Origin of the sequence: Bacillus sp. NH11B (genome assembly GCF_001884205.1) — a bacterium.
In the GTDB taxonomy this organism is placed as follows: Bacteria; Bacillota; Bacilli; order Bacillales; family Bacillaceae_G; genus Bacillus_A; species Bacillus_A proteolyticus.
This window is the reverse complement of record NZ_MAOG01000101.1, coordinates 73336-94170: the sequence shown is the minus strand read 5'-3', so window position 1 is coordinate 94170 and position 20835 is coordinate 73336. Positions and strand designations below refer to the sequence as shown.

24 protein-coding genes, 2 pseudogenes and 1 other annotated feature are annotated in these 20835 nt (G+C 34.3%); of the genes and pseudogenes, 7 read left to right on the top strand and 19 right to left on the bottom strand.

Translation table 11 applies throughout. The features are described 5' to 3' along the window. Positions 1 to 113: 113 nt before the first annotated feature. From BAU27_RS15115 to BAU27_RS15080, 8 genes are all read right to left on the bottom strand, one after another. Positions 114 to 992: a methyltransferase domain-containing protein gene (locus tag BAU27_RS15115; protein WP_071771326.1), complete on the bottom strand. Its 879-nt coding sequence runs from the start codon at positions 990 to 992 to the stop codon at positions 114 to 116. A gap of 225 nt (positions 993 to 1217) precedes the next feature. Further along, positions 1218 to 1436, bottom strand: coding sequence for a hypothetical protein (locus BAU27_RS15110; protein WP_071771325.1), 219 nt, complete (start codon positions 1434 to 1436; stop codon positions 1218 to 1220). A gap of 29 nt (positions 1437 to 1465) precedes the next feature. Continuing rightward, a complete protein-coding gene (locus BAU27_RS15105) occupies positions 1466 to 1795 on the bottom strand; it encodes a DUF2085 domain-containing protein (protein WP_071771324.1) in 330 nt (109 codons plus the stop codon). 245 nt (positions 1796 to 2040) lie between these two features. Next, positions 2041 to 3729 carry an arginine--tRNA ligase gene (argS, locus tag BAU27_RS15100; RefSeq protein ID WP_071771323.1) on the bottom strand — a complete coding sequence of 563 codons (1689 nt, stop codon included), beginning with the start codon at positions 3727 to 3729 and terminating at the stop codon, positions 2041 to 2043. Between the two features lie 44 nt (positions 3730 to 3773). Then, positions 3774 to 3988: a binding site (T-box leader), on the bottom strand. Positions 3989 to 4028: 40 nt separating this feature from the next. After that, entirely contained in the window at positions 4029 to 4805 is a 777-nt protein-coding gene (locus tag BAU27_RS15095; RefSeq protein WP_071771322.1) for a class I SAM-dependent methyltransferase, read from the bottom strand. 49 nt (positions 4806 to 4854) lie between these two features. Next, complete coding sequence (locus tag BAU27_RS15090) at positions 4855 to 5289, bottom strand: BrxA/BrxB family bacilliredoxin (protein ID WP_000063705.1); 435 nt, start codon at positions 5287 to 5289, stop codon at positions 4855 to 4857. Between the two features lie 83 nt (positions 5290 to 5372). Further along, entirely contained in the window at positions 5373 to 5756 is a 384-nt protein-coding gene (locus tag BAU27_RS15085) for a thiol-disulfide oxidoreductase DCC family protein (protein WP_016094149.1), read from the bottom strand. Positions 5757 to 5759: 3 nt separating this feature from the next. Further along, positions 5760 to 6887, bottom strand: coding sequence for a conserved virulence factor C family protein (locus tag BAU27_RS15080; RefSeq protein ID WP_071771321.1), 1128 nt, complete (start codon positions 6885 to 6887; stop codon positions 5760 to 5762). A 258-nt stretch (positions 6888 to 7145) separates the two neighbouring features. Between BAU27_RS15080 and BAU27_RS15075 the strand changes: the two genes are divergently transcribed. Then, on the top strand, positions 7146 to 8279 hold the full coding sequence (locus BAU27_RS15075) for an FAD-dependent monooxygenase (RefSeq protein WP_071771320.1): 1134 nt from the start codon (positions 7146 to 7148) through the stop codon (positions 8277 to 8279). 168 nt (positions 8280 to 8447) lie between these two features. Beyond that, positions 8448 to 9038, top strand: coding sequence for a TetR/AcrR family transcriptional regulator (locus BAU27_RS15070; RefSeq protein WP_071745246.1), 591 nt, complete (start codon positions 8448 to 8450; stop codon positions 9036 to 9038). Between the two features lie 47 nt (positions 9039 to 9085). Here BAU27_RS15070 and BAU27_RS15065 read toward each other — a convergent pair whose 3' ends face one another. The 5 genes from BAU27_RS15065 to BAU27_RS15045 all read right to left on the bottom strand — a co-directional run bounded on the left by BAU27_RS15065 (position 9086) and on the right by BAU27_RS15045 (position 13292). Continuing rightward, entirely contained in the window at positions 9086 to 9424 is a 339-nt protein-coding gene (locus BAU27_RS15065) for a single-stranded DNA-binding protein (RefSeq protein ID WP_071745247.1), read from the bottom strand. Between the two features lie 161 nt (positions 9425 to 9585). Then, a complete protein-coding gene (locus BAU27_RS15060; protein WP_071745248.1) occupies positions 9586 to 9840 on the bottom strand; it encodes a DUF4318 domain-containing protein in 255 nt (84 codons plus the stop codon). A 105-nt stretch (positions 9841 to 9945) separates the two neighbouring features. Further along, the gene (locus BAU27_RS15055; RefSeq protein ID WP_071771319.1) at positions 9946 to 10677 is read right to left on the bottom strand and encodes a Bax inhibitor-1/YccA family protein; all 732 of its coding nucleotides are present in this window, start codon (positions 10675 to 10677) and stop codon (positions 9946 to 9948) included. Positions 10678 to 10752: 75 nt separating this feature from the next. Next, entirely contained in the window at positions 10753 to 12648 is a 1896-nt protein-coding gene (locus tag BAU27_RS15050; protein WP_071771318.1) for an ABC-F family ATP-binding cassette domain-containing protein, read from the bottom strand. Then, positions 12645 to 13292, bottom strand: a complete 648-nt coding sequence (locus BAU27_RS15045) for an HD domain-containing protein (RefSeq protein ID WP_071771317.1) — start codon at positions 13290 to 13292, stop codon at positions 12645 to 12647. The genes BAU27_RS15050 and BAU27_RS15045 overlap by 4 nt, the downstream gene beginning before the upstream one ends. A gap of 109 nt (positions 13293 to 13401) precedes the next feature. On the opposite strand from BAU27_RS15045, the gene BAU27_RS15040 reads away from it, so the two are divergent. Beyond that, positions 13402 to 14208 carry a hypothetical protein gene (locus tag BAU27_RS15040; protein ID WP_071771316.1) on the top strand — a complete coding sequence of 269 codons (807 nt, stop codon included), beginning with the start codon at positions 13402 to 13404 and terminating at the stop codon, positions 14206 to 14208. Positions 14209 to 14859: 651 nt separating this feature from the next. Here the strand turns inward: BAU27_RS15040 and BAU27_RS15035 are convergent. From BAU27_RS15035 to BAU27_RS32905, 3 genes and pseudogenes are all read right to left on the bottom strand, one after another. Then, complete coding sequence (locus BAU27_RS15035; RefSeq protein WP_071771315.1) at positions 14860 to 15009, bottom strand: Phr family secreted Rap phosphatase inhibitor; 150 nt, start codon at positions 15007 to 15009, stop codon at positions 14860 to 14862. Then, complete coding sequence (locus BAU27_RS15030) at positions 15006 to 16094, bottom strand: response regulator aspartate phosphatase (protein WP_071771314.1); 1089 nt, start codon at positions 16092 to 16094, stop codon at positions 15006 to 15008. The genes BAU27_RS15035 and BAU27_RS15030 overlap by 4 nt, the downstream gene beginning before the upstream one ends. 384 nt (positions 16095 to 16478) lie before the next feature. Further along, positions 16479 to 16652, bottom strand: a pseudogene (locus BAU27_RS32905) (N-acetylmuramoyl-L-alanine amidase); the annotation flags it as partial. A gap of 151 nt (positions 16653 to 16803) precedes the next feature. Here BAU27_RS32905 and BAU27_RS15020 point away from each other — a divergent pair. Together BAU27_RS15020 and BAU27_RS15015 are read left to right on the top strand one after the other, a co-directional pair. Beyond that, complete coding sequence (locus BAU27_RS15020) at positions 16804 to 17400, top strand: RNase A-like domain-containing protein (protein ID WP_254797965.1); 597 nt, start codon at positions 16804 to 16806, stop codon at positions 17398 to 17400. Between the two features lie 12 nt (positions 17401 to 17412). Next, a complete protein-coding gene (locus BAU27_RS15015) occupies positions 17413 to 17715 on the top strand; it encodes a contact-dependent growth inhibition system immunity protein (RefSeq protein ID WP_016079286.1) in 303 nt (100 codons plus the stop codon). 45 nt (positions 17716 to 17760) lie between these two features. Here BAU27_RS15015 and BAU27_RS33380 read toward each other — a convergent pair. Next, positions 17761 to 17979: pseudogene (locus BAU27_RS33380) on the bottom strand (N-acetylmuramoyl-L-alanine amidase); the annotation flags it as partial. 57 nt (positions 17980 to 18036) lie between these two features. Between BAU27_RS33380 and BAU27_RS15005 the strand changes: the two are divergent. Together BAU27_RS15005 and BAU27_RS14995 are read left to right on the top strand one after the other, a co-directional pair. Next, on the top strand, positions 18037 to 18336 hold the full coding sequence (locus BAU27_RS15005; RefSeq protein WP_059037553.1) for a contact-dependent growth inhibition system immunity protein: 300 nt from the start codon (positions 18037 to 18039) through the stop codon (positions 18334 to 18336). 272 nt (positions 18337 to 18608) lie between these two features. After that, positions 18609 to 19106, top strand: coding sequence for a DUF2247 family protein (locus BAU27_RS14995; protein ID WP_071771313.1), 498 nt, complete (start codon positions 18609 to 18611; stop codon positions 19104 to 19106). Positions 19107 to 19383: 277 nt separating this feature from the next. Here BAU27_RS14995 and BAU27_RS14985 read toward each other — a convergent pair whose 3' ends face one another. Then, positions 19384 to 20406 (bottom strand): GH25 family lysozyme, encoded by a 1023-nt coding sequence (locus BAU27_RS14985; protein ID WP_071771312.1) that lies wholly within the window; start codon positions 20404 to 20406, stop codon positions 19384 to 19386. Further along, positions 20406 to 20831 (bottom strand): phage holin family protein, encoded by a 426-nt coding sequence (locus BAU27_RS14980; RefSeq protein ID WP_071771311.1) that lies wholly within the window; start codon positions 20829 to 20831, stop codon positions 20406 to 20408. Before BAU27_RS14980 ends, BAU27_RS14985 begins: the two co-directional genes overlap by 1 nt. Positions 20832 to 20835: the final 4 nt, after the last annotated feature.

Genomic DNA, 20835 nt, shown 5'->3' with positions numbered 1-20835 from the left:
TCAACGATTTGATAAGATATATCGATTTACCGACAAATCTTGATAATAATGGTAACCTATCCATATTAGAAATGTAGCAATTCTCCTTCTCCCTTACTTTTCTAATATGATATTTACTTCTTTATTTCACCAAATGTAATTTTCATATTCGGAGCATAAACTAAAGATGAATGCATATGAAATGCTTTAAAAAACCGTAGTTCCGCTTCATATTGAGCTAGCGATTCTTCATATGTTAATCCTCTGGCCATTAAAAGTTCTATAAATTGCTGTTTATCACCTGGATTGCCCGCAATTCCCTCTTCTTTTAATGAATGATACAAACTATATTTATCATTATGATACATATTAGAATCTAAAAAGTTCACTTTATCACTTACTCTACACTCGATATTTTTCACACCTATTTCACTTAAATACGTAGGTATTTTCATACCGATATTCCCATCTTTACCGGTTCTCTGTGTATCCCTTTCAAATAATTTCTGCAAAACACCTAGCTGAATAATTTCCGATTGATTCTCTCCATCTAATACGTATGAAGACATATTTGACATCCAATGTGGTTCAAAACAGATTATTTTACCACCTTGTTTAATTGAATGTATCATCTTCTCTAGCATCGTTTTCGGGGAACTCATATGTAATAAGAAAGCCTGACAGGTTGCTATATCATATTTATTTTCCAATTCAATTTCTGTAGCATCTCCTTCAATAAATTCTGATTCATATGGAAGCGAACGAAACAACTCTCTCGCTTCAGCCATTAATGCTTCCCCGCTATCAATACCTGTATACTTTGATCCATTTGGAAGTAACGGCAACAAAACTAAGCCTAAATATCCATATCCACAACCATAATCAACAATATGTACCGGTTCAGTAATCTTCCAAACTGTATTCACTAAAAAACTTAAATAATCATCGTTATAATATAAATCTCTCGTATTTCTTAAATACGCTAGCTTACTATTCCAATCATATTTTTCCAAAACCTACGCCTCCTTTTATATACAAAACTATAGTTCTCCATTTAATAAATGTATTCCTATGTTTCTAAAAATTTTAGAGATGTTTAATTTTAATTAATGCGTTAAATTGTACATGTTCTTTACTCTCCCACCTATTTGACAAACTAATCTTAAAAAAATAAAAAGGACTACATACCTGAAACGATATATAATCCTTTTCATAATAATATTGGAATAAACAGAAGTTTAGTTAGTACAATCACAATCTGAGCAATCGGTACAATCTATTACGTCACAATCTAAATTCTCCTTTTTTTTGCTTCTTTTTAAATAAAAATATAGTAGCACCATAAATAACACGCAAATAACAAAAGCTATTATTGCTTCTATATATTTTTCATGAATGATAAAACCAATTCCACTTCCACCTGATATAAAAATTAGAATTATGTAAATCCAAAACATGTAAGTAGCTACCTCCGTTGATATTTGGTTTAAGATATAATCCATATAATACTAGATACAATAAATGGTCCCATACCATTACCGCTTAATAGGCCGGTAGTTACTCTTAGCAAATTTGTACTGCTTCGCCATTTCCACTTTTGGGTGAATCCATCAATTAATAATGGAATTTGAGCAAAAAAGGATATCATTAATGAGAGACTAAACGAAGGTGTTATTAAAAAGTAAATTGGAAACATACATAAACCAATAAAAATACCTGTGCATCGCGCACATAAAGGCATGTATTTTTGTAGTTTGAGAAAACTCCTTTCCGGTAGTCTATGACAAGGAATGTGTAAAATGAAACCTCGAATCAATACGGACCATCCTCTCTACAAATATTTTAATTGATTTCGTAACAAAATTATAGCGTTCTTACACTTCGCAGCGTATAACACACCTTATAGATAAGAATTTATTCAAGAGAATACAAAAAGAAAAATCAGGTTAATGATCGCCTGATTTTTCTTTTTGTTATAATATTACGCTTTAATTTGATTTGCAGTTCTTCCCTAAAGTAATGTAAATATTTCTTATTGCGTTTAAGCACAAAAGTATTATTTTACATCTCCTCAGGTGCCCCTACCCCAAGTAAACGTAATCCCTCTTTTAATACAACCGTCACAGCGTAAGCTAATGCGAGTCTACTCTCTTTTTCTTCGTTCTCTTCTAAAATACGAACATTTCCATAATATTTATTGAACGCTTGTGCTACATCTAATACGTATTTTGAAATAATAGATGGCTCATTTTTGTTGAAGGCCGCTTCAATTACTTGCGGGAATCTGTTGAGTAATTTTACTACACTCCAGCTATAAGCGTCCTTTAATTCAAAAGTACACGTTTCAAACTCTACACTTTCTTTTCTTAAAATTGAACAAGCACGCGCATGTGTGTATTGTACATACGGTCCTGTTTCCCCTTCAAATTTCAACATATTTTCTAATGAGAATTCAATATTATGCATACGCTCATTTTTTAAATCGTGGAAGATTACTGCTCCAACACCTACTTGCTTTGCCACTTCTTCTTTTTGTTTTAAATTCGGATTTTTCTCTTCAATATTTTGTTCCGCAAGTGCAACAGCTTCTTCTAGTACTTCTTCTAATAAAATAATTCTGCCCTTACGTGTCGACATTTTCTTGCCATCTTTTAATATAAACCCGAACGGTACATGTTCCATTCCATCAACCCAAGTGTAGCCAAGCTTTTTTAATACAGTGAAAAATTGATTAAAATGCAAGCTTTGTTCTGGTCCGACTACATATAAAGCTTTATCAAAATCATATGTGTTTTGGCGATACAATGCCGCTGTTAAATCACGTGTTGCATAAATAGTCGCACCATCTGATTTTCTAATTAAGCATGGCGGCATACCTTCTTCTTCTAAATTAACGACTAATGCGCCTTCTGATTCTTCAAGCAAATCATGTTCTTCTAATAGTCCAATGAAATCTTCCATTAAATTATTATAGAAAGCTTCTCCTTGAAAATTTGTAAATTCCACACCGAGAAGTTCATAAATACGTGAAAATTCTTTTAAAGATTCGTGACGGAACCAGTTCCAAAGCTCGACTGCTTCTTCATCACCTTCTTCTAATTTTTTAAACCAAGCGCGTCCCTCTTCTTCTAGTTCCTCGTTCTCTTTTACCTCTTCATGGAATTGAACATATAACTTAAATAATTCACGTATTGGATCCTCTTTAACTACTGCTTCATTTCCCCATTTTTTATACGCGGTAATTAACTTCCCAAACTGCGTGCCCCAATCGCCAATATAATTGATTCCTACAACTTCATAACCACATTTTTCAGCGATATGTTTCAGTGAATTACCAATCATTGTAGAACGTAAATGCCCCATTGAAAAAGGTTTCGCGATATTAGGAGAGGAATAATCGATAACTACCGTTTTTTCACATCCAAAGTAATTTTGACCGTACTCTTCTTTCTCAGCTAAAATCGTTTTTAATACTGCATCACTTACAGTTTCACGATTGAAAAATACATTTACATAAGGACCCACGGCCTCTACTTTCGTAAAGAACGGATCATTTAATTTCTCCGCAACTTCCTTCGCTATAATAGCTGGTGATTTTTTATATTGCTTCGCTAGTGAAAAACATGGGAACGCTGCATCTCCGAATTCATCTTGTTTCGGTGTTTCGATTAAATCTAAAATTTGATTTTGCGTTAATTCACTCGTAAAAATATTCGATAAACTTTTTGCAAACTGCATTTTATAATCCATAATACAACCTCCTTATTTTTTGAATACAAAAAACTCGTCTCTAAAAAAGAGACGAGTTTTAACCCGTGGTACCACCCTTGTTGTTCATTACGAACCACTTTCCCGTTTATAACGAGGACAGGGGGCCTCGGCTTACTCTACTATTCATTCAAGAAGCATCTCCGAAGTGCGCTTCATCTTTTTCTTCCGCACTAGGCTCACACCATCCCTAACTCGCTTTCCTTCTGAAAAAGACTACTCTCTTCATCACCGACAGTATATTCAATTGATTATTGCTTATTATACATCTTTTCAAACAATTAGCAAGGGTCAATTACACCAAAGTGAAACTTAGCACTTTTTCTTTTGTATACGTAAAAATTATGTTTTTCAAATCGAGAACTACGAAAATGATCTTTCAGAACGACGCGCTTTCTCGCCACACGCTTCGCTTCCGCAATTGTTTTGTCAGTAATATCATGATACAAAGCGAAGTGTTTTAATCCTTTTATTCCATCTGATTCTATGACAGTTTCTTCAAACATCGGATCAAGGTAAACAACATCGTAACTATTGTCTTCACATTGCGTTAAAAATGCGAAATGCTCTGTTTGCTTTACCTCGATTCTTTGCATTGCCTCATCAATTTCTGCAACAGACGAAGACCAAGTTTGCAAGCCTTTTTCCATGATATAAGCCATATATTCATTTCCTTCAAGTCCTGTTACTCTTCCGCTTTCACCAACAATATAACTAGCTACAATACTATCTGATGCCATACCGAGCGTACAATCTAACACTGTCATTCCGCTCTCTAATTTAGCAGCTTGTACAAACGGATCGTGTTCTCCGCGCATTAATCTTTTCACACGAAACATCGCTGAGTTTGGATGAAAGAAAAACGACTCTTCCGTTCCTTTTGGATAAATGGCTAAACGATTTTTGCCTACAACAAGTACATCTTGTTCATACTGTTCATGCAATTTATGTACAGGTATATCATTACGTATAACGAAAGAACTATTTAATTCTTCTGCTACCTTATTTGCATAAGCTGTCATTTCTTTATTTGTTCTTCCTGCTGTTGTTACTATCATTGTTTCACCTCTATATAAAGAAAAGAGGGAGATTCACTCTCCCCCTACTTTAGCAATTCTTTTCGAAAGCTTGTTCTAAGTTCGTAATAATTTCGTCCATAGTTGCACCTTCAATTTCATGACGATGAATGAAGTGAACAACTTCTTTTCCTTTTAGTAATGCCATAGATGGTGAAGATGGAGGAATTTCTCCGAAGTATTCACGCATTTTTGCAGTAGCATCTTTATCTTGACCTGCAAATACAGTTACAAGATGATCAGGTTGTTTTTCAGCACGTACAACCGCTTGACCTGCTGATGGGCGTGCTAAACCAGCTGCACAACCACAAACAGAGTTTACAACTACTAAAGTTGTACCTGCCGTGTTTTCCATAAATTCTGTTACAGCTTCTTCTGTAGTTAACTCTTCAAATCCAGAACGCACTAATTCTTGGCGCATTGGAATTACCATTTGACGCATGTATTCTTCATAAGCATTTGACATCTTGTAATCTCTCCTTCAACTTTCATTCCAAATTCATCATATCACGCTCTATTAATAGGTGCAAAAGAAAGATAACGATGATTTCATTTTTTTGTAGGGATTTCACAAACCCCTTCACGGCAGTGTCCAACTGGGACAAGTTTTCTATTGTTAGCGATATAATCGTATACTTTACTTCCAAATCCAAGTACGATAGATAGCTTTATAAAAGGCACTGTAAACCAATAAGATGGAACAGCCTTTGCTAATACGTTAATGCTATGAATTCCGTCATACCACTTATTATTTTTTAAAATATACAATCTTTGTTCCATCTTACTTTGTAATTCTTGAGAAAGTTCATATTTCTCAACTACATCTTCATCTCGAAATGAAACAAATTTCATCTTACCCTTTTTATCTAATCTTTTCGTACGCTCTGCAACTGCTGTACACATCGGACACCAACTATCATAGAAAACAATCATAAACTATTCCCCTTTACGAGACTCCGTCATTTGCTTCCATACTGATCCTTTGGCTTCTTCGCCGCCTTCAATACGTTCTAAAGCTAAACGCGCTTGCATCGCCACTTCAAACTCTGGATCATCTTCTGCTGCTTTTAGTGCCGGAATTGCACTTTCATCACCAAGTTCAAATAAGAACATTGCTGCACGCCAGCGTACTAATTTACTTGAATCTTTCAGAGATTTAATCATAACGAACATCGCTGCTGGATCACCTACGTCTGATAAACAATCTCCTGCTGTACGGCGGACACTTACTGAACGATCCAATAGCGCTTTATATAATAACGGCAATACTCCATCACCCTTTACCATACCTAAATACGCTGTTGCTAAACGGCGGATAGATACTTTCTCATCCTCTAATGCCATTTTCAATATCGGCATATCTTCTTCAGTAGGATCCATTTGTTCTAAAGCCGCAAAACGGTTTTTCCAGTCAGAATCTTTCATCATCTCTTCTGTTACTTTATATGGCTCACGCTTTTGAATCGTTACTTCAACAGCACCCGCTTGATTCAATAGTTCTTTAACCGTTTCATTTACACGTTCTTCTGAATAAGCAGCAACAATTTCTTCTACTACTTCTTTCCCGATTTCTTCAAAATTACCGTAACGTGTACTTTGCTCTACCCATTTGCGCTCTTTCACAACGTTAGGTGCAGACATTTGCACTTTCATAATAGATTCTTTAAAACGATCAGGTAAGCCTACACGCTCTTCCGATGTTCCATCTGTTAACTTCACTTGCATCGGAATAGTAAAGAACATTTGAACAAACACTTTCACTTCTCCAAAATGAGAAAGTTGTTGTTCTTCGCTTTCTTCCACTATTTCTTCACCAAAAACGGCACGAACTTGTTGTAATAAAACTTTCCAGTCATACTTCGCATTTCGCTCCACTGCTAAAAAGTCTGCTACATGGTATACACCTTTAATGCCTTCTATTTTCAAAATTTCTTGCACTTGCATTGGTGCTTGTTCTTTATTTTCATTTGTATAATTATTACGCGCTCCTGATGGTAATACTTCATTCAAAATAACTTTCATTGTATTTGGACTTGGCGTTGGTTCAATTGCTTTAATTTTCACGTAAAAATACTCTCCTTTATTGCGTGTTCTTAGCTGTATTGTAACATGTTATCACTCTATACTCCTACTCGGATGCTTAATTTTACTAATTCCTCTTCTACATTTTTAGAATTTCAATTATTACTATTTTCACCTAATCGTTCCGGAACTATAGTTAAAAGTCTAATTGACAATAACAAAAAAAGGTATTAATCTTAACTCATAAAGTGACCGTAGTCATTTTATGATCAAAGTCATTTAAAAGTGGAGGGATAACAAATGAATAATGTCATGATTATTGGTGGTGGTATCGCTGGTCTTTGCGCAGCAATCTCCTTACAAAAAATAGGATTAGATGTAAAAGTGTATGACAAAAATATTGAATCTACTGTTGCTGGTGCAGGTATTATCATTGCCCCAAATGCGATGCAAGCACTTGAACCATACGGAATTTCTGAGCAAATAAAAAAATTCGGCAATGAAAGTGACGGTTTTAACCTTGTATCCGAAAAAGGAACTATATTTAGTAAATTGACCATTCCAGCTTGTTATCCAAAAATGTACTCCATCCATAGAAAAGATTTACATCAATTGCTACTTTCCGAACTACAAGAAGGTACTGTCGAGTGGGGAAAAGAGTGCGTAAAAATAGAACAAAATGCAGAAAACGCCTTAAAAATATTATTTCAAGATGGTAGTGAAACATTCGGCAATATACTCATTGCTGCTGATGGTATTCATTCTGTCGTCCGAAAACAAGTAACACAAAACGATGGTTATCGTTATGCCGGATATACGTGTTGGCGTGGTGTAACTCCAACTCATAATCTATCTTTAACAAATGATTTTATTGAAACATGGGGAACAAACGGTCGATTTGGCATTGTCCCTCTTCCAAACAACGAAGTATACTGGTATGCGCTCATAAACGCTAAAGCTAGAGATCAAAAATATACAGCTTACACAACAGCAGATTTATATAATCATTTCAAAAATTATCATAATCCCATCCCAGCTATTTTAAAAAACGCATCTGACGTTAATATGATTCATCGTGATATTGTAGACATCACTCCAATGAAACAATTTTTTGACAAACGCATCGTCTTTATTGGAGATGCTGCCCATGCACTTACACCTAATTTAGGTCAAGGGGCGTGTCAAGCAATTGAAGATGCTATCATCCTTGCAGAATGTATCAAAAAAAATGCCCACTATCGTCAAGCATTTATAGAATACGAACAAAAAAGACGAGATAGAATTGAAAAAATCTCAAACACTGCATGGAAAGTTGGAAAAATGGCGCAAATGGAAAGTAATCCTTTGATTATAGTAAGAAACGAAGTAATGAAACATATTCCGAAATGGGTTTCTGAAAAGCAAGCACATGAACTATACAATTTTCATTTATAACAAGAAACTACAACGCTACATCCACAAAGGGTTTTCAAATACAACACGACCTAAAAACTCCCATGATTGTATTAAACTTCATTAAATAGTAAATTTGTTTATGAAATACAATTTCGTTTGAGATTATCTAATAAACAGATATAATTGTTTATGTTAGGAGAAGATAATATGCTTAGAGAAACGAGAAAAAAAGAATTAAAAGAACTTATATTCCTAAAAGCAGTACAACTCTTTCAAGAACGCGGGTACGAAAATGTAACGGTTCAAGATATTACTACTGCATGCGGGATTGCAAAAGGAACTTTCTTCAACTACTTTCCGAAAAAAGAAAACATATTATTATTTTTAGGTGATTCTCAAATTGAACTATGGAATGAAAGTTTAAAAACATATTCAAATGTGGAACATCCGAAAGAGCGAATCAAACTTGTTTTAGGAGATTTACTGGATCGATTTACTGGACATGGTGAATTAATGAAGCATGCCGTCTTTGAAATTATTAAATCTAACTACTTAGTAGAAAATGAATTAAAAAGTATACACCAGCTACAAGAAAGTTTGTCTTCTATTATTACAGAAGCGAAAGAGACAGGAACATTACACAGTCCATGGGATACAAATACCATCACTTCTACTATTATGAGTACTTATTTTTATACACTAATGTCCCACTCGCTATTACATGCTAATGAAATAAATACGAAAAATTTACTCAATCAACAGTTAGATGTTGTTTGGGAAGGTATCAGTCAAAATTAAGAGGGCTATACTACATAGCCCACTTAATTATTAATGCTCTTTACGTTTTATTGTGATGCACCCTCACGTCTTCTCTCCAAAAATGTAATGCTCTCAATCACTACTTCAGTTCTATATATTCTCTTTCCTTGTTCATCATCGTAATTACTCGTATGAATACGCCCTGTAATCCCAACAAGTGAGCCCTTCGTACAATATTCTGTTACATTTTCCGCCGACCTTCGCCAAACAACACAATTAATAAAATCTACTTGTTGTTCACCTAAACTATTTCGAAACCCCCTATTCACCGCAACACATATCCGTGCATAAGCGACACCTTGTTTTGTGTAGTATAATTCTGGCTCCTTTGTCAATCTACCGATTAATACAACTCGATTCATCATAAGTTATACCACCTCACATATTTTTCTTCATTGTAAGGAAAAATTTGCACAGGGTAAAACGTGCAAAATGATATATTTTCAAGTGAAAAGTACTACTTTATATCTTTTAAAAGTAAAAAAGAAACCTTACATATTTCAAACATGTAAGGTTTCCAAAAATATTATACTTCACTGCAAGAGATGTAATATCCTCCGCGAGCCATCTTTATTTCAGCGCTAAACAATACATCTTCTAAGTAGAATGTAATCGGTTTAACTTTACTCTCAAAGTTTAGCTGTTCCTTACATTCAGTTGCATATCCCTCAATAGCTGCACAAATGAATTTTGCTGACGGATATGTTAAAGCATCATCTAGTTCTATGAAAAAACTTTTAGAAAATAGTTTTTTCATAATCCCTTTCTTCTCTTTCATCATATTCCATCCCCTTCCATTCAAGCTTTTAACATCCCATATTATACCATGTATTCAATTTATCTTTGAAAATAAAAAATCCTGCACATTTCATGCAGGATTTTTTTATTAGTCATTTTTCGTAAAGTAAGAAACAAAACGAAGAATTTCTAAGTATAACCATACTAGAGTCATCATTAGACCCATTGCACCGTACCACTCCATATATTTTGGAGCTTGGCTACGTGCGCCGCTTTCGATTAGATCGAAATCTAGTAATAGATTTAATGCAGCAACTACAATAACAACCGCACTAATGATAATACCAATAGTTCCGCCTTGGTGAATATATGGAACAGTTACACCAAACATGTTTAATAAGAATACGATTAAATACATAACCGCAATTCCCATTGTCGCTGCTATTACACCTGTACGGAATTTATCAGTTACTTTTACTACGCGTGTTGCATATAAAACTAACATCGCAAATAGAATTGAGATTGTTAGTAACACAGCGTTTAAAACAATAGTATCGCCAAATTTCATTGTATAAACCGCTGAAACACTTCCTAATACAACCCCTTCTACCGCTGCATAGATTGGTGCACCAATAGGTGATATGCGCGGGAAGAATATAGACGCAAATGCAACGATTGCCGCAATAACTAAAGCACCAATTAATACTGGCATCTTCATCGTTCCTTGCGTCATCTGTATGTATGAATAGACAGACGTTGCAAGCAGCAATATAAGCATGATAAACGTTTTGCCTACTGTTCCGCCAATAGTCATCGCAGAAGCATTTGCTCCTTCTTTACGGAATGCCTCTTTTTTCAGCATTGGATTAGATGTTCTCATTTTTTCCCTCCTAAAATAGGTTCTACCAATAGTGTAAAGTTTTTCTCTTTACTTTTCAATATATGCAGCTTGTTTTTATTTTAATCCTTCAACGATGTCTGATAGTTCACTCCATCTTTCCATCGTTTTTTCTAGCTCTTCTTCTGTTTTCTGCTGTGCTTCAGATAATTCTTGTGCCTTTGTGAAGTCAGATCCAACTTTCGCAAGTTCTTCTCCAATTGACTCAATTTTCTCTTCTAGTTCGGCAATTGTATCTTCAATCGTTTCCCATTCACGCTGCTCATTGTATGAAAGTTTACGTTTACGTTGTTGTTTTGGAGCTTCTTCTACTACTTTTTTCTCTTTTTGAACTTCCGCTTTCTCAATAAGTTCTTTCGTTTTTTCCATTTCTAAATAATCTGTATAACTACCTAGGAACTCACGCACTTCGCCTCCGCCAGTAAAGATGAACAGTTCATCTACTACTTTATCTAAGAAGTAACGGTCATGCGATACAGTTAAAACGACACCTGGGAAATCTTCTAAATAATCTTCTAGTACTGTTAATGTTTGTGTATCTAGATCATTCGTAGGTTCATCGAGTAATAGTACGTTTGGTTCTCCCATTAAAATACGTAATAAATATAAACGTCTTCTTTCGCCACCAGATAGTTTACCAAGCGGTGTACCATGTGAATGCGTCGGGAATAAGAAACGTTCTAACATTTGAGATGCACCAATTACTTTTCCATCTGTTGTATGAATAACTTCTGCAATCTCTTTAATGTATTCAATCATACGCTGATTTAAATTCATCTCTTCATTTTCTTGCGTATAATAAGCAACTTTTACAGTTTGTCCTACTTCAACTTCACCACTATCAGGAGATAATTTGCCTGCAAGCATATTTAATAGAGAAGATTTCCCGCTTCCATTCGCCCCAATAATTCCGATACGATCGCCTGGTTTCACAATATGATTAAAATTATGTAGTACCGTCTTATCGCCAAATTTTTTCGTTACATCTTTTAACTCAAGTACTTTTTTTCCTAGACGACTTCCACTTAGTGCAATATCAACTGACTGTTTTGCAGCTGGTCCTTCTTGTCCCTTTAGCTCATCAAATCGCTGAATACGCGCCTTTTGTTTCGTAGAACGGGCTTTTGCACCACGGCGAATCCAAGCAAGTTCACGACGATATAAATTTTGGCGTTTGGATTCTTGTGCCGATTCTTGCTCTTCACGAAGTGCTTTCGCTTCTAAAAATGTACTATAGTTTCCTTCGTAGCTATATAGTTTACCGTTATCTAATTCAAAAATACGGTTTGTCACACGATCTAAGAAATAACGATCATGGGTTACAAGTAATACCGCACCTGTATATCTTGCTAAATATTCTTCTAACCATTCAACTGTCTCATGGTCAAGATGGTTCGTAGGCTCATCTAATATTAATAGATCAGGTGTTTCAATAAAACATTGTGCCATTGCGATACGTTTTTTCTGTCCACCAGATAAATTTCCAACAGTTGCAGTGAAATCTGTAATTCCTAATTTAGTTAAAAGAGATTTCGCATTTGCATTTGCTTCCCATGCACTCATTGCATCCATACGTTGCTGCACTGCAAATAATTGTTCCTGTATTTTTTCATTACTTGGATCTTTTTCGATATTTAATAACGATTGTTCATAATCACGAAGAAGTCGAATTAAAGGTGTATCACCATGGAACACTTGCTCTAATACTGTTAGTTTTTCATTAAACTCTGGTTGCTGTGATAAATAACTAATTGTATAACCACGTGAATGCGTCATATCACCTGTATCAGGAGTTTCTAATCCTGCAATAATTTTTAATAATGTCGATTTACCAGTACCGTTTACACCAATAATTCCGACACGTTGTCCTTCTGTAATATTACATGATAATCCATCAAATAACGGTTTTTCTCCGTATGATTTCGATAAGTTCTCCACTGTTAACATTTTCATATTTGTGCATTCCACTCTTTCATAAATTGTTCAATAAACTGTTCCATATAACGATGACGAACTTCAGCCTCCTGTTTTGCCGCGTTCGTGTTCATTAAATTTTTTATTTTCAAAAGTTTTTCATAAAAATGATTTAAAGATGGATCGTTATTTTTTCTATACTCTTCTTTCGTCATTACTTCACGCGGCGGAATAGTTGGATCATACATTAATCTCCCTTTCGCTCCGCCATATGCAAATGTACGTGCAATTCCAATCGCTCCAAGGGCATCTAAACGATCTGCATCTTGAACAATTTTCCCTTCAATTGACTCCACTTTACCACCATGGCCACCCTTAAAGGACATATTCGCAATAATATGGAGAATATGGTCAATTTCTTCTTTTGAAACTTCCAATCCTTCTAGCCAGTCAGAAACTTTTTTCATTCCTGCTTCTTCACTTTCATTTAACTTCTCATCTGCCACATCGTGAAGTAATGCTGCCATTTCAATTATAAAACGATTTCCCCCTTCTTGCTCGGATAAAGAAATCGCCAATTTATGTACGCGTTCAATATGATACCAATCATGCCCACTCGCATCTTTTTCTAAAATATGCTTTACGAAAGTTATTGTCTTTTTTATTTTTTCTTGTTTTATCATTTTATCTTCACCCAGTTACTTATTGTAACACGCCTACATTTTTTCATCACATATTTTCTTGTCCGCCCATACACTGGGTGGTAGGCATCATTATGAAGGAGGAATCAACATGTTCTATAATAATCAACCGCCTTACCCAAGGCAACCATTTTACCCTCAACATCAGGAACAAAGATACACTGAGCAATATGAAGAACAAGAGCTTCAACAGCAAGAACAACAATACGAACAAGAACAACAATACGAACAAAATCCATACGCAACACTGCAAAATCAAGAAGCTGAATATCAACAAAATCCATATGACACACGTCCAAATTATGAATATCCTCAAAATCCATATACAGCACCGCAAAATCAAAAGCAACAATATCAACAAAATCCATATGCAGCACCGCAAAATCAAGAACAACAATATCAGCAAAATCCATATCCAACACCGCAAAATCAAGAACAACAAAATCCATATCCAACACCGCAAAATCAAGAACAACAAAATCCATATCCAACTCAGCCTCAACAACCGCAATACCAACAACAAATGTATCAACCACACTATGATCCACGTGTCTCACCTCCAGCACCACCAACTATTGATCCTACGCAACCTCAAATTTTACCGCCTGGACCTACACTCGATATTTCGCAGCCTCAAATTTTACCACCTGGACCTATTACAGAACCAACGCAACAACAAATCCAGCAAGTTGTCGGTACACAGTTTTTACCTTTAAAGAAACCTGTCCTTGATTTCGTAAAACCTTGGGTAGATTACGGTTTAAATGAAGCGAAACATACATCACACAAACATGCTTTAACAGAAGTTGCTGCGATTATGTTCTTAGTTGGTAAAGGATTTAATCCGACGATTGCACATTATATTGTGGAATCTTGGGAGAAGAATGAACAATTTTAGGGTTGTTCATTTTATGTTTTATAAAACGATAAAAGTGTCACAAGTGCCTGTTATACAAGCGTTTGTGACACTTTTTATTTTTTATATTATATTCTATTTCAAAAGGGTATTTCATATTTTTTCACGTGTTTTTATATTATTTGTGAGCAAAATGTGAGCAAATAATAGCCTTTTAATAAAACTGTATTAGATTGATTTTCATTTAAAAAACCCTTCATTTAACATAAATTTCTACAATAAATCTTGTATTACAATCACCTTGATAAATAGGTATTACCGTTCCCATTGTTGAACTTGTGTGCTAAATATATCCTCTGAATTCATCAAGTTTTAAATTGCGCCAAAAACGTTGATTTATCAAGGTTTTATAAAAGTGATGTTTCATAGTGATTCATCACTTTTTTTATTTTTGTGGGTGAATTGTGGGTGGGTTCGTGGGTGCCCCCACAAACTGAAACAAACCTAAATAGCTTATTTTCATCTGTTCTTTCCTATTTAAAATATCCGCTAAAAAATTCGTTACAGTTCAATATTTTTTCACAATTGAACAAATCAAGATGTTGTCATCATCTTGATTTGTTTATTTTTTCTATTTTACTGCTTAGTAATATTTATTTCTTTAATAACTGATGGGGGTAATTTTCTTATTTATTAGATTCCTGTACCATGTTCTGAATATGAAATAATATTTTCTTGTTTCAGTGTAGGTGCTGCACTTTTTTCAATACTAGGACTATTTAAACCAAACGATAATACTGCAATACCAATTAAACCTATTAATGTAATTTTAATCTTTTTCATTTTAAACGCCCCTTTTCTTTTAATAAAGTTCTCGCTTCATGACCTAAATGATAATACTCACACGCCTTTTCCTTTGCACCCACATTATACCATTTTCCTGCTAGTAGTTCGGTATATATTTGAATGTCTTTCCACAATTCTTGTTCTTTAAAGTACGAAAGCGCTCCATTTATAATTTCTTCCAATTCTGCTATAGATTCATTATTATTTATACACTCCATAATATTTAGGTGATAAATATATTCTTGATTACAATCCTTTAAGCCCTCTTTAATATAAAAAGCTGCATCATTATGCTGTTTTAATTTAATATGTTCCCGAGCTAATAGGAATATTACCCTTCTTTGATAATGCAATTTTGTATGTTGACACGCTTTATATACTTCTTCTAAATGACGTATAGCTGAATCTGATAAGTTTTGTTCGGCATACAGTACTCCTAAATTACTACGAACTTTTAAAACTAGCGATTGTTCGTCAAGTTTTTGAAACATATTTAGAGCAGAAATTAGATATTCCTCTGCTAATTCAAATTGTTCTAAAGTAATACAAGCCATACCTAATGTATTTTCACACGCTCCCTTTTTAGTCTCATAGCCTTCATGACTTGAAAAATAATCAAGAGCCTTTGTAGCATAATTAATCGCTAAAGTGGGTTGTGAAATATAATATTTATATAGCGCAACACGATAATTGTACTCTGCTTTTTCTTTTTCATCGGACATCATATCTAATAAATCACTAGCAGATTCAAGATGTTTCTCTGCACTATTGTAGTTTCCAACTTCTGTTTCATAAATAAATTTAAAGAAGTGATAGTAATATTTTAGTAAACCATCTGGCATATCTTTTATGTATTCTAGCTCTTCTAGCCCTTTTTCAAAATTCCCCTTTAACATTTGGTACCTAAATCGTAACAGGGAGTAATAAATAAAAGAATCTGCATTTTCTTTAACCTTATTAAATATATTATCTGCTTCAATTTTTAAAATACTTGCCTTCTCTATATGCTGAGCAAGCATTTCATGATACCATTCTTCTAATAGCTCATACCCCTTGCTAGTAGTAGAAATTTTTGTCTCCATATAAATCCCCCTTTTCTAAGATTATTATCTAAATATTATAACAAATCATCATATCAAAGCGTACATCATAACAATTACTATTTATTGATAAAAAATTATCTAATTATTCAGTCTGTATTTAGTTATAACACCATCATTCACTTTGAAAAAGAAGCTTCTTTTTCATTTGAATTTATGAACATACAATGTTTACATCCTTGGTATGAAGTTGATATGATTTATTTAGTTTAGGGGGACGATAATATGACGGTTATAAAATCTATATTTAACGGGGTTCGTTTATTAAGTAAAATCATAAATCCTATATTAAAAGCATTGTCTAAAAGTAAATTCTAAACATCTTAACAATAAAGAAAGCCAAATCCTTAATTGGAATCGACTTTCTTATTTTAATGGTACCTCTACATATGTTGAACTAGCTTTAATATAGAAGACACTGCTTTTTGAGTTTTTCACTTTATATTGCGGTGAACCACTTATACTTATCTTCGCATCAATCGTAAATCCTAATCATGCATCCACAGAACCAGCCACATCTTTATCATGCCAAGATGGAGATGCAGAGAGCATTACACAATGGACTACTTATGGATTAACCCAAATAGGCATCGGTCTAATTCTCGATAGGGGACTAGGTAGAGCAGGCCTCGTCACAAAAGGAGCAGGTGGAGCAAGTACATTAGCTAAAGGCGTAACGCTAGTAAAAGAATTGAAGCAAGTATCTGATATTTTACAACCTGTTAAGAAAGATGTTTCTTATGCTTTCTCTGGCGGAAATAATATACGCTCTAAATTTGATATACCTGATTTTAAACAAGCTGAAGAAAAGCTATCAACTCATCAGTTTGCTAATTCTGGTGGAAATACTAATACTAATGCTATAAAGCCAGGAGATACTAGTCCGTTAGCTCCAGGAGGAGGATTAATTGCCCATGAGGCAAAACCTGGCCAAAGAAGAGGTGGTCACTTAATCAAAAAACACGTAGAAAAAACGGATGCAGAACTATTGCAAAGATTACAAAGTGACCCTAGAATACCAGCATCATCATCTTTCACTAATAGGGCTATAGCCGAGAGAGTAGCTAATGAAGTTTTAAGTAATCCACAAAATATAGCAAAAATAAATAGGTGGTTAAACAATCCTAATAGCAGACCAACCTTACCGCTAAGATATAACGGTAATAGTATACTTGGACGATATGTCGAAAGAGGATCAAATGGTGCTTTAGATGTGGAAAATGCTGTGATTGTTTTGAAAAAAGATAACCAAGGAAGTTTTATTATTACAGGATATCCAGAAAAGTAGAGGAGAATTTGTATGGAAAATAAATATAGCCATTATGAAGAATTAGGTGATTTCTTAGCAGGAACATTTCACCAAGATATTGAATCACCTGAGGAAGCTCTTAATGAATTTATAATGGAAGTTACTAAAATATGTATCGAAAATACCAAAAATGATATACTTTTGTTTTTAAACAGTAATCTAACTGATAGTGAAAAAGAGGAATTTATTAAATATAATGCTTACATTTATTTCCCTGCATTAAACTTAACAGCTATAGAATGGTTACAGCAGACCCTTGAAATACTAAAAGAAGCTATAAAAAGTAAAGAATAAAAACTAAACAAAGCCGACTCAGCTTGATATGAGTCGGCTTTACTATTACTTCACACTCACATACGCATCACTAGCCGTAATGTAGTACTTATGCCCCTTCGAATTATAAACACGATACTGCGGATACCCATTGACATTTACCTTTGCGTCGATTGTAAATCCTAAGCCTGCATCTAAAGTACCAGCAACATCTTTATCTTGCCAAGACGGCTTTTCATAGAAACATAGATTGTTAACCTTAGAAACAACGTGCTTCCCTACAATAAATGGAATTTTTATTGTAACTGGATATCCATTTTAATAATAGGAGGAAAGAAATATATGCTATTTTTAAAAAATCCAGAAGATCCAGTTTATCAGTTTTTAGCAGCAACATTTCATCAAGATACATTTTACGAAGAAGCACTCCAAGAGTTACTTGAAGAAGAAAGTACGGAATATTTACAAGACGCTATTATTTTTCTAGCTGAATTTATTCAAAGCGATTATAGTGATAAAGAAAAAAATGAGTACATACAGTTTTCTGCAGATGGGATATATTTTGAAGGATTAGGAATAACACCATTAGAATGGCTTGAACAAACAGTTAAAACGATAAAACAAGCATTAAAAAATAATTAGTACAAATTGAACGCCCATCATAGTAAAAGAGTTTCCTCATGTCCCTAAGGAACATGGCTTTTCTGATATTGTTGATAATTACTCAAGATTTGCTGATGAATTTCCATTAGTAGGAGGAGATCGCATTAGTAGAAGGAAGCAACAGTGGTAAAAAAGGTGTCTTTGAGTGGATTGTTGAACCAAATGGAAATGTAAGTCATAGAAGATTTATTGAAAATGATATTGTTACAGGGAAACCAAATCAAGTTCCAAAAAAGTAAAAGGAGAATTATATGGATTTAATAGATTTTAAGAACAAAGGTCTTAAGTATGATTGGAAAACTATTTATACTGGCGTAAATAAAAAATATTTTGAACCGAATGTCATTTCTGATTATGCGGTGGAACTTATGGAAGCTGGTGATGATGAAGCTTTTGTTAATGAACTAGCTTGGGGAATAGATTCTAGTAATTTAGATAAAATTTTGTTTGAAATTAAAGATTTCCATTTTCCTAATTTAGAAGAAAATAGTGAAGAATTACAGAATGAGAATAGTAAACTCAGATTCGTTTACTTATCTAAGTTAAAAGAAAAGATTACTGATGAGGATGAACTATTAAATAGAATTGCAGAGTTTTATGATAGACATGATTATCCTGAAGATATGACAAGTTTTATTACTTATATGCCCCAAGATACCCCAACTACGAAGGAAGATTTATTAAATAGGTTTTATAAATTTTTGGATTCAGAGAAAAATTTATTGAATAGCTACTTTGCTAGATTCTGAGGGCATGAAAAGAACTTTTTGAAGAAAAATTTTTCTTTAGGATTGGATATTTCAATGAACCATGTTATCTAGCTTGGAGTAAGTGAAGAGAAAGTTACATATGGAGAATAATCAACAAAAGAGAACTCAAATGTGAGGTCTCTTTTGTTGATTTAAATTAAAAATTATTATTTAAGTGGATGCTCTTTTGCAACTCTTACTTTACAGACACATAGGCTTCATTTGCTGTTACATAGTACTTTTTACCTTTGTTGTTGTGTACTTTTGAAACAACATATTACTTAATAATTACATGTTCCTCACGAATCCAACGATTACCACCAATATCTATTGCGTCGCCAACTCTTCCCCAAATACGATAAGGAGTAGAACCGTCAATATTTCCAACATGGTTAATACATTCTGGCTCACTATGAACTGCAATCCCCCAACCTACAGGATATTTAGAATGCGCATAGAACCATTTCACATCAAAATGTTTTAGGTAAGCCCACTGCTTTTCATTCCCAAGGCAGATCATGTCTTTTTCTCCACCACCCCAGTATCCTTTCTGGATTAAGTAAGGGATTTTTTGTGTAATACGTCCAGCAAAAATAGGATCAGCAGGATTTTCATATAGATTCACACCATAACCATCATCGTATTTCGATGTTGCATGTCCAATTCCCTCTTTTTGAATAGGCTGAATTGGGTTAATTGGATTTAGTTCATTACCACCAATAAACCAAGATAATGGCTTGTCTCCATTTAGAACATTTAAGTCAACTTTTCCTACACCATCAAGCCAACCGCCTGTTTCTCCGTCTGCATATTGCCATAGATCACACGCATAGGCAGGTTTATTACTTCCATAACGAGGAATCCATAAAAAGTCTGCTTTCACCTTATTTAAACCATATTGATTGTACATATGATGTGATACATAAAATCCAACTTTCCAACCTGCCGCTTTACATGTATCAATAAAGGTTTGAGAAGCAGCTGCTAGATTGTCGGGGCCACAACTTTTTAATGTATCATCCTCACAATCTAGCACTAAGAATTTAGCATTTGAATTTGTTCTTTTCATAAAATCGTTTGCTTCCACAATTGCATCATTAACAGAAACATAGCATCCATACGCATAGGCAGCATGTGGAATGCCACGTTTCTCTAATTGCACTACATGTTGTTTATATAATCCATCTACTGTATCTGATCCATATTGAACACGGCAAATCGCTAAACTAACTTGAGGAGCTAATACATCCCAATTAATACTGTCATTCCATTTTGAAATATCGATAATATGTTTTTTCATTATTGAACATCTCCCTTTTTATCTTTTTGTTTTTGTTTACCACCTAAAATTTCAACCGCGTTTGTCAAAGCTTGTGGAAGTGGGATTCCCATACGTCCAGCGTTTTCTAAAAGTGATAATAATTCATTACCGATAAAGAAAAAGATTGTCGCTTCACGAATTGCGCTATTTGTGCCCAAAACCGCATCTGCTTGAGTAGCTGCTACAACCAAAAGAAAAAGCACCACCTTTTTGGCGATGCCTTTGAAACCTACTTTACTTTTTAATTCCCCGTTGAATCCTGCTGCAAATACTCCTGTTAAATAATCGATAGCTGCCATAATTACCAAGACTTTCAAAGTTGTATCCCACCCTCCCAAAAAGTACCCACAGAAACCTCCAAAGCTGGCAATAAAGGCTTTTAATAATACATCGATACGATCCAAATTC